Consider the following 12,210-nt stretch of genomic DNA (forward strand, 5'->3'; position numbering starts at 1 on the left):
ACGCTGCCATCGCCGGTCAGCGGCCGGCCGGACAGCCGGCGGATCCTGGCTCGCACCAAAGCGAGGGACACCTGGCCGGCCAGCAGCTCGTCATAGGCAAGCCGCCGCCACGCCACCCCCTCGACCGCCACGTCGATCGGGTCTGCCGGATAGTGGATGCCGGCAAGCGCATCGGCGAAGGGTGGAAATGTCTGGCGGCGCATGAAGGCGTCGTCCTGCCATTCCGGCAACTCCGGCAGGCGGCCAAGCGCCTGGCCGATGGCACGGCGCAGCACCTTGCCCGAGAGACCGGCGGTGAGCGGATAGACCGGCTCGACCAGTGGCAGGTTTTCCGCTTCGCCGGCCAGCGCGATGTGGTCGGGGTGGACCATGGTCGGGCGGCCGTTGAACCATTCCATGCGGCCCGAGATGACGACATGCTCGCCCACCGGCATCGACTTTTCGAGATAAGCGGCGTGGGCATGGAAAAAGGTCAGCGCGATCTCGCCGGTGTCGTCATGGGCGTAGACCCGGTACGGCACCGACCTGTTACCACGCGGCGGCGGCTGGTGGCGGTCGATGCGTACCTCGAGGGTGACGATCGCGCCTTCGGCGGCAAGCGCTATGCCCGGCCGGTTGCGGCGGTCGATCACAGTGTGCGGCAGCACGAACAAAAGGTCGCCGGCGCGCGCGGCGCGGTCGCCGAGATCGGCGGCCACTACCTTTTCGATCAGCAAGCCGACCTTCGGCCCGACGCCGGCAAGCGAGGTGATCGGGACGAACAGCGGATCGAGCAGGGAAGGGCGCATGTTGTCAGCTTATGTCGCGACAACCATTGCGCAAGGCTGACACCGCCCTCTATCCACGCTATATGCGCCGCTTCAGCAAGGGACGCGGCGCCATGACCGGGACACAACGATCAAGCGAGGGGCTGGATGCCCGCCGCCGCAAGCTCCTGTTCCGCTCCTGGCATCGCGGCATGCGCGAGATGGACCTGATCCTGGGCTCCTTCGCTGATGCCGAGATCGGTGACTTGACCGATGCGGAAATCGACCAATATGAAAAGCTCCTTGAAATCCCCGACACCGAATTCCTGCCTTTCATCACCGGCGAACGTCCGGTTCCGGCCAACATCGACTGCGCTGTCCTGCAAAAGATCCTGGCGTCGCGCCGGACCATGACATTTTGAAAAACGCATACAAATGAGCCTTATTCCCTCCATCGGCCTGCCGAAGGGCCGCGCCGGCCAGTTCATCGTCGACGGTGTCGCCGACGGCTACGAAGCTTTCGCGCTGGTGCAGACGGCGCTTGAGATCGCGCCCGAAAAGCCGGTGCTGTTCGTGGCCCGCGACGGGCAGCGCCTGCCGGCGATCACCGAGGCGCTGGCCTTTGCCGCGCCTGGCCTGCCGGTGCTCGAACTGCCCGCCTGGGACTGCCTGCCCTACGACCGCGTCTCGCCGGGCTCGGATGCGGCGGCGCGGCGGCTCGACGCGCTGGCCGCCATGATTGCGCTGGCGAGGAAGCCGCATCGCGCCGTGATCCTCACCACCGCCAACGCGCTGCTGCAGCGCATCCCGCCGGCCGATCTCATCGAAGCCCAGACCTTCCACGCCAGGCCCGGCAATCAGATCGACATGAAGGCGCTGGTGTCGCGGCTGGAAACCTCCGGGTTCGAGCGGGTGTCGACGGTGCGCGGTGTCGGCGAGTTCGCGGTGCGCGGCGGCATCCTCGACCTCTTCGCGCCCGGCTGGAGCGAGGCGCTCAGGCTCGATTTCTTCGGCGACACGCTGGAATCGATCCGCGTCTTCGACGCCGCCACGCAGCGCACCACCGGCCAGCGCAAGTCGATGGCGCTGCAGGCGATGAGCGAAGTGGCGCTGACGCCGGAGACGATCAGCCGCTTCCGCCGCGCCTATATCGAGGCGTTCGGCGCACCGTCGCGCGATGACGGGCTCTATGCCGCGGTCAGCGAGGGGCGGCGCTTCGCCGGCATGGAGCACTGGCTGCCGTTCTTCTACGAGCGGCTGGAGACGGTGTTCGACTACCTGCCTGACGTGCCGGTGGTCTTCGACCATCTGGCGCATGAGGCGCTGGCCGAACGCCACACGCTGATCCTCGACCACTATGAGGCGCGCCGCAAGCAGGCCGACGGTGCGTTGAAGGACGCCGTGCCCTACAAGCCGGTGGCGCCGGACCTGCTTTATCTCTCGCCGGAGAATCTCAAGGCTTCTCTCGGCCCGCGCGAAGACATCGATTTCACCGTCTTCGATGCGCCCGATGTCGGCGGCAAAAAGGTTTTCCATGCTGGTGCGCGGCATGGCCGCAGCTTCGCCGAGGAACGCGCCGACCCCAACACCAACGTCTTCGATGTCGTGGTGAAGCACATCGCCGACGAGCGCGCAGCGCGCCGCCGCGTCGTCATCGCCGGCTGGACCGAAGGCTCGCTCGACCGGCTCGGCCAGATCCTGGCCGAGCATCATCTTGGCAATTTGAAGCCGGTGGCGACGCTTGCCGAGGCGGAAAAGCTCGAGCCGGGGCAGGCGGGCCTTGCCGTGCTGCCGCTCGAATCCGGCTTCGAGACCGAGAGACTGGTCGTCGTTGCCGAGCAGGACATCCTCGGCGACCGGCTGATCCGGCGCTCCAAGCGCAAGAAGCGCGCATCAGACTTTATCGCCGAAGCCTCGTCGCTGTCGTCTGGCGATATCGTCGTCCATACCGACCACGGCATCGGCCGCTTCATCGGCCTGCGCACGATCGAGGCGGTGGGTGCGCCGCATGACTGCTTGGAAATCCACTATGCCGGCGACGACCGGCTGTTCCTGCCGGTCGAGAACATCGAGCTTCTGTCGCGCTACGGCTCGGATTCGGCCGAGGCGACGCTGGACAAGCTCGGCGGCGGCGCCTGGCAGTCGCGCAAGGCGCGGCTGAAGCGGCGCCTGCTCGACATGGCCGGGCAGTTGATCCGCATCGCGGCAGAGCGGCAGATGCGCTCGGCGCCCGCCATGATCCCTGCCGAAGGCCTCTATGGCGAGTTCTCCGCGCGCTTCCCCTATGAGGAGACCGACGACCAGCAGGGCGCGATCGATTCCGTCATGGACGATCTCGGCGCCGGCAAGCCGATGGACCGGCTGGTCTGCGGCGATGTCGGCTTCGGCAAGACCGAAGTGGCGCTGCGCGCCGCGTTCATCGCCGCCATGGAAGGTTTCCAGGTCGCCGTGGTGGTGCCGACTACCTTGCTGTCGCGCCAGCACTTCAAGACCTTCTCGCAGCGCTTCTCCGGCCTGCCGATCCGCGTCGCGCAGGCTTCCCGGCTGGTCGGTTCCAAGGAATTGGCCGAGACCAAGAAAGGCATTGCCGAGGGCACGGTCGACATCGTCGTCGGCACCCATGCGCTGCTGGGTTCCGCGATCTCGTTCAAGAATCTCGGCCTGCTGATAATCGACGAGGAGCAGCATTTTGGCGTCAAGCACAAGGAGCGGCTGAAGGACCTGAAGAGCGACGTGCACGTGCTGACGCTGTCGGCGACGCCGATCCCGCGCACGCTGCAGTTGGCGCTGACCGGCGTGCGCGAACTGTCGCTGATCGCCACGCCGCCGGTCGACCGCATGGCGGTGCGCACCTTCATCTCGCCCTTCGATCCGCTGGTGATCCGCGAGACGCTGCTGCGCGAGCGCTATCGCGGCGGCCATTCCTTCTATGTCGTGCCGCGCATCAGCGACTTGACCGAAATCTATGATTTCCTGAAGCAATCGGTGCCGGAGCTTAAAGTGGCGGTGGCGCATGGTCAGATGCCGCCGGGCGAGCTCGACGACATCATGAACGCCTTCTATGACGGACAGTACGACGTGCTTCTGTCGACCACCATTGTCGAATCCGGCCTGGACATCCCGACCGCCAACACGCTGATCATCCATCGCGCCGACATGTTCGGCCTGTCGCAGCTCTACCAGCTTCGCGGCCGCGTCGGGCGCTCGAAGGTGCGCGCCTACGCGCTGTTCACGCTGCCGGCCAACCGCAAGCTTACCGACACCGCCGAGCGGCGGCTGAAGGTACTGCAGTCGCTCGACACGCTCGGCGCCGGCTTCCAGCTCGCCAGCCATGACCTCGATATCCGCGGCGCCGGCAATCTTCTGGGCGAGGAGCAGTCCGGCCACATCAAGGAGGTCGGCTTCGAGCTCTACCAGCAGATGCTGGAAGAGGCGGTGGCCGAGGTGAAGGATTCCGGCGAGGTGCAGGACGGTGGCTGGTCGCCGCAAATCGCCGTCGGCACGGCGGTGATGATCCCGGAAAGCTACGTCCCGGACCTGCAGCTCAGGCTGGCGCTCTACCGCAGGCTCGGCGACCTCGAAAGCACCGAGGAGATCGACGCCTTCGGCGCCGAGCTGATCGACCGTTTCGGACCGCTGCCGGAAGAGGTGACGCATCTCTTGAAGATCGTCTTCATCAAGGCGCTTTGCCGCAGGGCCAATGTCGAGAAGCTCGACGCCGGCCCCAAAGGCGTCGTCATCCATTTCCGCAAGCGTGAATTCTCCAACCCGGTCGGGCTGGTCAAGTTCATCGGCGAGCAGGGCTCGCTGGCCAAGATCCGGCCCGATCACAGCGTCGTCTTCATCCGCGACTGGCCGAACGCCGAAAAGCGACTGGCGGGCTCGGCCGTGGTGATGACGCAGCTGGCGCGGCTGGTGGAGAAAGCCGCCTAGGTGTATTGAGTTTCAGTTGATGCCGGCCTGCAAATGGCGGTTTCCCTGCGCTTCCGGTGCTCACGTACTTTGAGTACGCTCCGCTCCGGATCTCGGAAGTCACCATTTTCGGCTCGGCCTAACCTGAATCTCAACACACCTTGGCCAGCAACGCTCATTCGCCAGCGCTCAAATTCCGGTCTAGAATAGGAATTCGGCTTCGTGTAAGGAGCCGCCACCCCATATTGGGCTGGAATGGCGGGCGAGGGTGCCCGTTCATCTGTTTGTTTGACGCAATTCCGCGCGGAATCACGCTTTTCCTGGAATTGCCGCTGAAGGGCGTTTGGGTGCAACGATGACGAAATGGTCGCCGAATTCGTGGAGAGAAAAGCCGATCAAGCAGGTTCCCGCCTATCCGGACCTTGCCGCGCTGAAGAACACGGAAGCCCAACTCGCCACCTTTCCGCCTTTGGTTTTCGCCGGTGAGGCGCGCAAACTGAAGAAGCAGTTGGCGGCCGTTGCCGCCGGTGATGCATTCCTGCTCCAGGGCGGCGATTGCGCCGAGAGCTTCGCCGAGCATGGCGCGGACAACATCCGCGACTTCTTCCGCGTCTTCCTGCAGATGTCCGTCGTTCTGACCTTCGCCGGCGCGCAGCCGGTGGTGAAGGTCGGCCGCGTCGCCGGCCAGTTCGCCAAGCCGCGCTCTTCCGACAATGAGACCAAGGCCGGCGTGACGTTGCCCAGCTATCGCGGCGACATCATCAACGGCATCGAGTTCGACGCCAAGTCGCGCATTCCCGATCCCGCCCGTCAGGAGATGGCGTATCGCCAGTCGGCGGCGACGCTCAACCTTCTGCGCGCCTTCGCCCAGGGTGGTTATGCCAGCCTGGAGAATGTGCATCGCTGGATGCTTGGTTTCGTCTCCGACAGCCCGCAGGGCGAAAAGTACGAGTCGCTCGCCAACCGCATCACAGAGACCATGGACTTCATGCGCGCAGTCGGCATTACCTCCGAAACCAACTTCGCGCTGCGCGAGACCGATTTCTACACCAGCCATGAGGCGCTGCTGCTCGGCTACGAAGAGGCGCTGACCCGCGTCGATTCCACCTCCGGCGACTGGTACGCCACGTCGGGTCACATGATCTGGATCGGCGACCGCACCCGCCAGCCCGACCATGCGCATGTCGAATATTGCCGCGGCATCAAGAACCCGCTCGGGCTGAAATGCGGCCCGTCGCTGACACCGGACGGCTTGCTGGAGCTGATCGACCTGCTCAACCCGGAGAACGAGCCGGGACGGCTGACGCTGATCGCGCGCTTCGGCGCCGACAAGGTGGCCGAGCATCTGCCGAAGCTGGTGCGCGCGGTGCAGAAGGAAGGCCGCAGCGTGGTCTGGTCGTCGGATCCGATGCACGGCAACACGATTGAGGCGGCCGGCTACAAGACACGGCCGTTCGACCGCATCCTGAAGGAGGTGCAGACCTTCTTTGAGGTGCACCGCGGCGAAGGCACGCATCCCGGCGGCATCCATGTCGAGATGACCGGCAAGAACGTTACCGAATGCACCGGCGGGGCCCGTGCCATCACCGCGGAAGACCTGCAGGACCGCTACCACACGCATTGCGATCCGCGCCTCAACGCCGACCAGGCGATCGAGCTCGCCTTCCTGGTCTCGGACCTGCTCAAGAAGAGCCACACGGTCCAGCACAAGCAGGCCGCCAACGGCTGAGCCGCTTGCTGGTTTGAATCTGCGTGATCAAAGGCGCCGGAGAAATCCGGCGCCTTTTTTTGTTTCGGGCCGAGGAGCGGTAACATCAGAGCTTACGAAAATGTGTTCTGGCGCGACCATTGCAAAACCAAGATTGGATGGGACTGCATCGTCCACCCCCAACTGGTTCCAGCATTCACCATGCGTCACGAGCATGCCGTCATCCACCACCGCGCCCTTGATTTCTGGTCGGCTCGAGCGGCGGTCCTCGTCATCATCTGCCTGCAGCTTCTGGTCATAAACGACTTGTCGTTCGGCCCGCGCTGGCTGGCGCCTGCGATCGAGGCGGTGCTGCTCGTGCCCCTGTCGATCGCGACGGCGTGGACGCAAATGGCGACACAGAAGGCCATCGATCACGAACATTGGTACGCGATCGGCCGGTTTCGCCTTTACATCCGCCGCACCGCGCTGGTCCTCACCGGCGTCATCAGCGTCATGAACTGCGGGGCGCTGGTCTTCTTGGTCAAGGCGCTGCTCGAAGGCCATGCCGGCGCCGGCACGACGCTGCTTGTCGATGCGCTGAACATCTGGGTCACCAACGTCATCGTCTTCGCGCTTTGGTTCTGGAGCACGGACCGGGGCGGGCCGCCGACCTGTGGGCTGGTCAAGCGCGCGCAGGCCGATTTCCTGTTCCCGCAGATGACGCTGCCCGACCGAGAAATCTGCGGCTGGCTGCCCGGCTTCGTCGACTATGCCTTCCTGGCGTTCACCAACGCGACGGCATTCTCGCCGACCGACACCTTGCCGCTTACCCAGCGCGCCAAGCTCTTGATGATGGCGGAGGCGTTGATCTCGCTGCTGACGATCGCGCTGGTGGCGGCGCGGGCGGTGAACATCCTCGCCTGAATCACGACACAGCTAGCGGCCGCGCTCCCAGCGCAAGTTCGCGAGCCGTGGGTCGGTGAAGGCCGCCCTGGAGAATTCGATCCGCTTTTCCGGAAACTCGCAGATCGCCTGCACGCCGAAGACGCCGAGGCGAATGCGCCAGGTCTGCGGCTCCAGCGGCTTTGCTTTTGCAAAACCCTTGCACGTCAACAGCGCAATGTTGGCGCCTTTCGGGTCGCGCGCCGAGCGGTAGCGGATCGCCTCCAGCCCGGCCTCGCGCGCGACATCGGCGATGGCCTGGCAAGCGGCGTAGTCGGTCGGATGCGTCCATGCGGCCGCGTCGCGGTCGAGCGGCGGCCTGGTCAGGTCGATGGCGGCGGCGCATTTGATGGCGGCGGAAAAGGCAGTGTAGTCGGCGGCGTCGCGCGGCCAGGGCGTGTCGGGCGATTCGGCGAAGAACAGCAGGCGGTAGAACGCCATCTCGGCGACAGCCGTGAACATGGTCTCAGCCGCATAGTAGACGCCCCTGGTCCGGCCGGCGCGGCGAAAGCGCGAGCCATGGGGGTAGACCGAGCCGTAGCGGAAGGGCGTCGCCAGCAGGTAGTGGAGGTGCCGGCACTCGAGCGGAATCTGCGGCTTCGTCTCCTCGATCAGCTCTTCCAGCAAGGCCTGCTCGTCGAGCGTGTCGACGACCTTCAGCGTCGAGACGCGGTGCTGCGCCTCGACCATGCGCCAGTACTTGCCTTCAAGCCGGGCGGATTCAGACGAGAGCGCGTCGGGAGTCCAGATAGGCGATGACATCGACAAGTCCTGATATCGACTGGATTTTCTCGATCGGGGCGCTGTCGAAAGCCGTATTAGCGTTCTTCAGCCAGGCCCGGGCGATGCTCTCGTCGCCGCCGACGATGGCGTCGAGAGAACGGAATAGCCGGACGAACAGGACGGCCAGCTCGAACGGCTTGGTGCCGCGCTCGAGCAGGAATTCCTGCTTGCGCATGCGCGAAACCGTGGCTTCCGAGACGCCGATGACGGAAGCCAGCACCCTGGCGGTGACGTCGAGCAGTTCCGCGGCGCGCAGCGTGGCCCTGGTCACGACCGCGTTTTCGGCCGCGCCGGTGGCGATATGAGATTGCACGGACGGCATGACTTGTTCCTTTCCATGGAAAATATAGTCCACGAAAATTCATATGGAAAGGTGTTGTGTCGAAAGAATCCGGGACAGCCGGATCTTCAGGGCCGAGAAAGTCAGTCTTTCTTGTAGAGCAGCCAGCTCTTGCCGGCGCGACCGGCCATCGCCGAATGCCTTGTCACGCGGTTGCGGCCGCCGACCTTCGAGCGATAGAGCGCCCGGTCGGCCTTGGTGTAGAGGTCCTCGGGGCTTTCGGCCTCGGACGCCATGCAGATGCCCATCGACACGGTCACCGTGCCGTAATTGGTGCCGGTCTGGCTGCTGGTGAACGGCGTCTGCTCGATCAGCGTGCGGATGCGCTCGGCGATCTCGAAAGTCGTGTCTTCGCTGGCACCCTCGACGATCAGGGCGAATTCCTCGCCGCCGGTGCGGGCAACGAACATGTCGCCGCGAATGCTGGTCTGGAAGATCTCGGCGATGATCTGGATGATCCTGTCGCCGACTGGATGGCCGAAGCGGTCGTTGATGTCCTTGAAGCGGTCGATGTCGGCGAGGATCAGGGCATTGAACAGGATGCCCTTGTTGGAGTTGTAGATCTTGGTGATTTCCTTGTCGAAGGCGCGGCGGTTCCAGACCTGCGTCAAGGGATCGGTGTCGGCGAGCCGCTTGTACTCCTCGAGCTTCGACTTGACGCTCTCGAGCTCGGCGGTCTTTTCGCTGAGCGTGCTCGCCACTTGCCTGCCATGGTCGATCGTCGAGTTGGTCGCCGCCGACATGGCGGTGACGATTTTCTGCAGCAGGTCCTGCGACAGCATGCTGCGGTTGCCGAGCCCACTCGACGTCTCGTCGAGGATGCGGCCGTATTTTTCGATGTGGGAACGCTCGCTGCGCAACAGCGAGGCGATATCCTCGAGTTCCTTGGCGATGACGTCGCGCGCGTGCTCGACAATGCCGGGGCCGTGATGCTGGGCAAAGAAGGTTCGGCCGATGCGGTCGAGTTCCTCCTGGGTCGGCCGGTTGCTCAGCGAGACGACGGCTAGGCTGAGTTCATGATTGCTGCCGCTCAGAGCCTCGTAGAAGATCTCGTAGTTGCGCGGCAGGCCAAGCACGCCAAGCTGGCGCATCGTCGCCACGACGGTGCTCGCTATGTCGGTGTTCCTGTCGTTTGGAACGAAAGCCGGCTGCATGTTCTGTTCACTCCTCAAGAGCCAACGCAGAACCTGCGCGTGCCGATGTCGCCATGAGGGGAGTGCGACCGGAAATGCCAGACACGAGAAGAATCGCGTCCCCGCTCACGACCTTCACTTGCAAACGACCATAGATGCGAGCGCGCTAAAGTTTCCTTAATAGGCTGGATTTCAACACGGTTTTCTCTACCCCAGGATGCAATAACCGCTTATGCAGGCGCGGGGCGAACCGTGTCCTCTTCATGTCGCATTTGCCGATGCCCGGCGGGCGCAAAACTGGAATCCTGCTGCTGACAGGTGATGAATTCTAGGAGGGCGGAATGGATGACAATCACAACGGAGCTTGCCTGTGCGGCGCGGTGCGCTTCAGGACGAGGGGGGCTCTGCGCGGTGTCGTCTATTGCCACTGCTCGCAATGCCGCAGGCAGAACGGCCATTTCGTTGCGGCGACCTCGGCCAAGGATGCCGATATCGACATAGAAGGAGCCGAGGCGCTCACCTGGTATGGCGCCTCCGACGTCGCCAGGCGCGGGTTCTGCCGCATCTGCGGCTCGCTCCTGTTCTGGAAGCATAACGAACTGGATCAGATTTCGATCATGGCCGGCGCCTTCGACAGGCCGTCCGGACTTGCCGGGGAAAGCCATATCTTCGTTGGCGACAAGGGCGACTATTATTCGATCGACGACGGGCTGCCGCAGTTCGAGAAATCGTCGCCCTCGGTCAAGGTCGCCGGTGAGGCCGCCGAATGACCAGCAAGCGAGTACAGCGGCAGAGCGCGTGATTTTTGGCGGCACTGCCTTATTCCATTGATCCAGCCGTTGCTATATCCCTGCCGGTCACTCGGAAAGGGATTTGGGCATGCAGCGGCTGATCGATGCTTTCTTCAACTCGGTGCGGGCGTTCCGCAAGCTGGCTGCCCACGAAAAGGCCTTCCAGCAGGAGCTGATGCTGCTCACCCTTGCCCTGCCGGCGGGCTGGTTCATCTCGGTGTCGTGGCGCGGCTACGCGCTGCTGCTCGGCGCGGTGCTGCTCCTGATCATGGTCGAAGTGCTCAACACCGGCATCGAGGCTGCCTGCGACGCCTTCAGCCGCGAGTTCAATGTCGACATCCAGCTCGCCAAGGATTGCGGTTCGCTGGCGGTGCTGATCTCGGTGGTGATCGTGGCCGGCGTCTGGGGCATCGCCATTATCGAGCGCATCACGGGACTACCGATCTAGTATAGCGCTTCCTACATGACGGTTACCAAAGGAGACTGTCATGTCGGACGCCGCTGATTTTCTGTTGCTCGAGCGAGCCGGGCTGCCGGACGATCTGCGCTGGCTGACGCAAAAATATCCGCGCGAGACCTGGCAGGGCCACGGCAATATTCATGGCCTCGCCGCTATGTGGCTTGGGCGGCACGACATGTTCCGCGAACTCGGCGGCATGCTGGCCAACGGCATTGGTGACTATCGCGAAGGCAGGCTGACAGCGCCGGACTTCGCGCGTTGGTTCGCGCCGCGGCTGAACCATTTCCTTGGCAATCTCGACGGACACCACAATGTCGAGGACTACCAATACTTCCCGGCCTTCGCCAAGGCTGAGCCCCGGTTGAAGCGAGGCTTCGAGATACTCGACGCCGACCATCACACCATACACGAAGGGCTGGAACGCAACGCCGAGGCGGCGAATGCCTTTATCCGCACGCTCGAGGAGAGCGAGGACAGACAGCGCTTTGCCGCCGACGTCTATGCCGATGAGAACAGCCGGCTGATCGCCATGCTCACAAGGCACCTGGCCGACGAAGAGGATTTGATCATCCCGCTGATCCTCGACCGTGGCGACCGCGCCCTCGACACCGACATCGACATCGACTGAGCTTTACCTGGCTTCGCCCTGACCGTCCCCTGCGTCCCTGGCGCGTTCCTTCCTGGCGACGGAGTGGGCGAGGCACCAGGCAAGGATGGCGACGACAAGCCCGATTGCCAGCGCGATCAGCAGCCGTTCGTGGCGCGCCAGCGCCTGGCCGACGACGCGCTCGGCGCCCAGTCCGAAAACGTAGCCGACCGTGCAGAACAACGCCGCCCAGACCAGCGACGAGATGGCGTTGAGGACGACGAAGCGCGTCACTGTGATGTTGGCGAAGCCGGCTGCGACGCCGCCGACCAGGCGCATGCCGTAGATGTAGCGGTTCGAAAGCACGAAGATGTTGGGATGGGAGGAGACCAAACGGAAGGCATGGCTGAAGCCTGGCCGCGCCTTCAGCTTGAGCACATAGGGATGATCTGCGAAGTTGCGGCCGAGGATGAAGAAGAAGGTGTCGCCGGCGAAGGCGCCGATGGCTGCCGCCAGGAAAGCCTGCCAGGCCACGAAGACATGCTGATGCGCAAAGAAGCCGGCGAGTATGGCGGCGCTTTCGCCTTCGGCGACGCAGCCCAGGAAAACGGCGAACAGACCGTACTGCTCGATGAGATGGTGGATGGCCTCGGTCATCAGGGACTTTGCCGCGCCGACAGCTTTTCATCGATGCGCCTGACCTGCTCGGCCAGCCGCAGGATCTCGTCGCGCATGCCGATGATCTCGCTGTGGCGCAGTTCGTCCAGCTTCTCATGCAGCGCCATGATTTCGATCTCGGCCTTGAGATTGACCTCATAGTCGTGGGC

General features: G+C 64.0%; 11 protein-coding genes and 2 pseudogenes. 7 read left to right on the forward strand and 6 right to left on the reverse strand.

Annotated elements, in window-relative coordinates; translation table 11 throughout:
• Window positions 1-788, reverse strand: a pseudogene (locus EN745_RS18005) (ATP-dependent DNA helicase RecG); the annotation flags it as partial.
• 92 nt (window positions 789-880) lie between these two features.
• On the opposite strand from EN745_RS18005, the gene EN745_RS18010 reads away from it, so the two are divergent.
• The 4 genes from EN745_RS18010 (at window position 881) to EN745_RS18025 (ending at window position 7,272) form a co-directional block, all read left to right on the forward strand.
• The gene (locus EN745_RS18010) at window positions 881-1,168 is read left to right on the forward strand and encodes a succinate dehydrogenase assembly factor 2 (RefSeq protein ID WP_126059061.1); all 288 of its coding nucleotides are present in this window, start codon (window positions 881-883) and stop codon (window positions 1,166-1,168) included.
• Window positions 1,169-1,181: 13 nt separating this feature from the next.
• Complete coding sequence (gene mfd / locus EN745_RS18015; RefSeq protein WP_127421900.1) at window positions 1,182-4,679, forward strand: transcription-repair coupling factor; 3,498 nt, start codon at window positions 1,182-1,184, stop codon at window positions 4,677-4,679.
• A 334-nt stretch (window positions 4,680-5,013) separates the two neighbouring features.
• A complete protein-coding gene (locus EN745_RS18020) occupies window positions 5,014-6,387 on the forward strand; it encodes a 3-deoxy-7-phosphoheptulonate synthase class II (RefSeq protein ID WP_127421901.1) in 1,374 nt (457 codons plus the stop codon).
• Window positions 6,388-6,567: 180 nt separating this feature from the next.
• Complete coding sequence (locus tag EN745_RS18025; RefSeq protein WP_127421902.1) at window positions 6,568-7,272, forward strand: hypothetical protein; 705 nt, start codon at window positions 6,568-6,570, stop codon at window positions 7,270-7,272.
• 12 nt (window positions 7,273-7,284) lie between these two features.
• Here EN745_RS18025 and EN745_RS18030 read toward each other — a convergent pair whose 3' ends face one another.
• The 3 genes from EN745_RS18030 to EN745_RS18040 all read right to left on the reverse strand — a co-directional run bounded on the left by EN745_RS18030 (window position 7,285) and on the right by EN745_RS18040 (window position 9,567).
• Complete coding sequence (locus EN745_RS18030; RefSeq protein ID WP_127421903.1) at window positions 7,285-8,052, reverse strand: RES family NAD+ phosphorylase; 768 nt, start codon at window positions 8,050-8,052, stop codon at window positions 7,285-7,287.
• Complete coding sequence (locus EN745_RS18035) at window positions 8,012-8,395, reverse strand: MbcA/ParS/Xre antitoxin family protein (RefSeq protein WP_126054315.1); 384 nt, start codon at window positions 8,393-8,395, stop codon at window positions 8,012-8,014. Before EN745_RS18035 ends, EN745_RS18030 begins: the two co-directional genes overlap by 41 nt.
• A 101-nt stretch (window positions 8,396-8,496) precedes the next feature.
• Window positions 8,497-9,567 (reverse strand): diguanylate cyclase, encoded by a 1,071-nt coding sequence (locus EN745_RS18040; RefSeq protein WP_126054316.1) that lies wholly within the window; start codon window positions 9,565-9,567, stop codon window positions 8,497-8,499.
• A gap of 320 nt (window positions 9,568-9,887) precedes the next feature.
• Here EN745_RS18040 and EN745_RS18045 point away from each other — a divergent pair, with 320 nt between their 5' ends.
• The 3 genes from EN745_RS18045 to EN745_RS18055 all read left to right on the forward strand — a co-directional run bounded on the left by EN745_RS18045 (window position 9,888) and on the right by EN745_RS18055 (window position 11,425).
• Complete coding sequence (locus EN745_RS18045) at window positions 9,888-10,316, forward strand: GFA family protein (protein WP_127400588.1); 429 nt, start codon at window positions 9,888-9,890, stop codon at window positions 10,314-10,316.
• 109 nt (window positions 10,317-10,425) lie between these two features.
• Window positions 10,426-10,785, forward strand: a complete 360-nt coding sequence (locus EN745_RS18050) for a diacylglycerol kinase (RefSeq protein ID WP_126054317.1) — start codon at window positions 10,426-10,428, stop codon at window positions 10,783-10,785.
• A gap of 40 nt (window positions 10,786-10,825) precedes the next feature.
• Window positions 10,826-11,425: a hemerythrin domain-containing protein gene (locus EN745_RS18055; RefSeq protein WP_126054318.1), complete on the forward strand. Its 600-nt coding sequence runs from the start codon at window positions 10,826-10,828 to the stop codon at window positions 11,423-11,425.
• 3 nt (window positions 11,426-11,428) lie between these two features.
• Here EN745_RS18055 and EN745_RS18060 read toward each other — a convergent pair whose 3' ends face one another.
• Together EN745_RS18060 and EN745_RS37085 are read right to left on the reverse strand one after the other, a co-directional pair.
• On the reverse strand, window positions 11,429-12,040 hold the full coding sequence (locus EN745_RS18060) for a DedA family protein (protein ID WP_127421904.1): 612 nt from the start codon (window positions 12,038-12,040) through the stop codon (window positions 11,429-11,431).
• Window positions 12,040-12,210 (reverse strand): annotated as a pseudogene (locus tag EN745_RS37085) (cyclic nucleotide-binding protein); the annotation flags it as partial. The pseudogene EN745_RS37085 and the gene EN745_RS18060, both read right to left, overlap by 1 nt.

This window comes from Mesorhizobium sp. M4A.F.Ca.ET.022.05.2.1, assembly GCF_003998845.1.
Taxonomy (GTDB): domain Bacteria; phylum Pseudomonadota; class Alphaproteobacteria; order Rhizobiales; family Rhizobiaceae; genus Mesorhizobium.

Bases quoted from the DNA above. Each gene is read 5' to 3' on its own strand.
- EN745_RS18010 (WP_126059061.1), top strand. From the start codon at position 881: ATGACCGGGACACAACGATCAAGCGAGGGGCTGGATGCCCGCCGCCGC.
- mfd (WP_127421900.1), top strand. From the start codon at position 1,182: ATGAGCCTTATTCCCTCCATCGGCCTGCCGAAGGGCCGCGCCGGCCAG.
- EN745_RS18035 (WP_126054315.1), bottom strand. From the start codon at position 8,395: ATGCCGTCCGTGCAATCTCATATCGCCACCGGCGCGGCCGAAAACGCG.
- EN745_RS18050 (WP_126054317.1), top strand. From the start codon at position 10,426: ATGCAGCGGCTGATCGATGCTTTCTTCAACTCGGTGCGGGCGTTCCGC.
- EN745_RS18020 (WP_127421901.1), top strand. From the start codon at position 5,014: ATGACGAAATGGTCGCCGAATTCGTGGAGAGAAAAGCCGATCAAGCAG.
- EN745_RS18040 (WP_126054316.1), bottom strand. From the start codon at position 9,567: ATGCAGCCGGCTTTCGTTCCAAACGACAGGAACACCGACATAGCGAGC.
- EN745_RS18045 (WP_127400588.1), top strand. From the start codon at position 9,888: ATGGATGACAATCACAACGGAGCTTGCCTGTGCGGCGCGGTGCGCTTC.
- EN745_RS18025 (WP_127421902.1), top strand. From the start codon at position 6,568: ATGCGTCACGAGCATGCCGTCATCCACCACCGCGCCCTTGATTTCTGG.
- EN745_RS18055 (WP_126054318.1), top strand. From the start codon at position 10,826: ATGTCGGACGCCGCTGATTTTCTGTTGCTCGAGCGAGCCGGGCTGCCG.
- EN745_RS18060 (WP_127421904.1), bottom strand. From the start codon at position 12,040: ATGACCGAGGCCATCCACCATCTCATCGAGCAGTACGGTCTGTTCGCC.
- EN745_RS18030 (WP_127421903.1), bottom strand. From the start codon at position 8,052: ATGTCATCGCCTATCTGGACTCCCGACGCGCTCTCGTCTGAATCCGCC.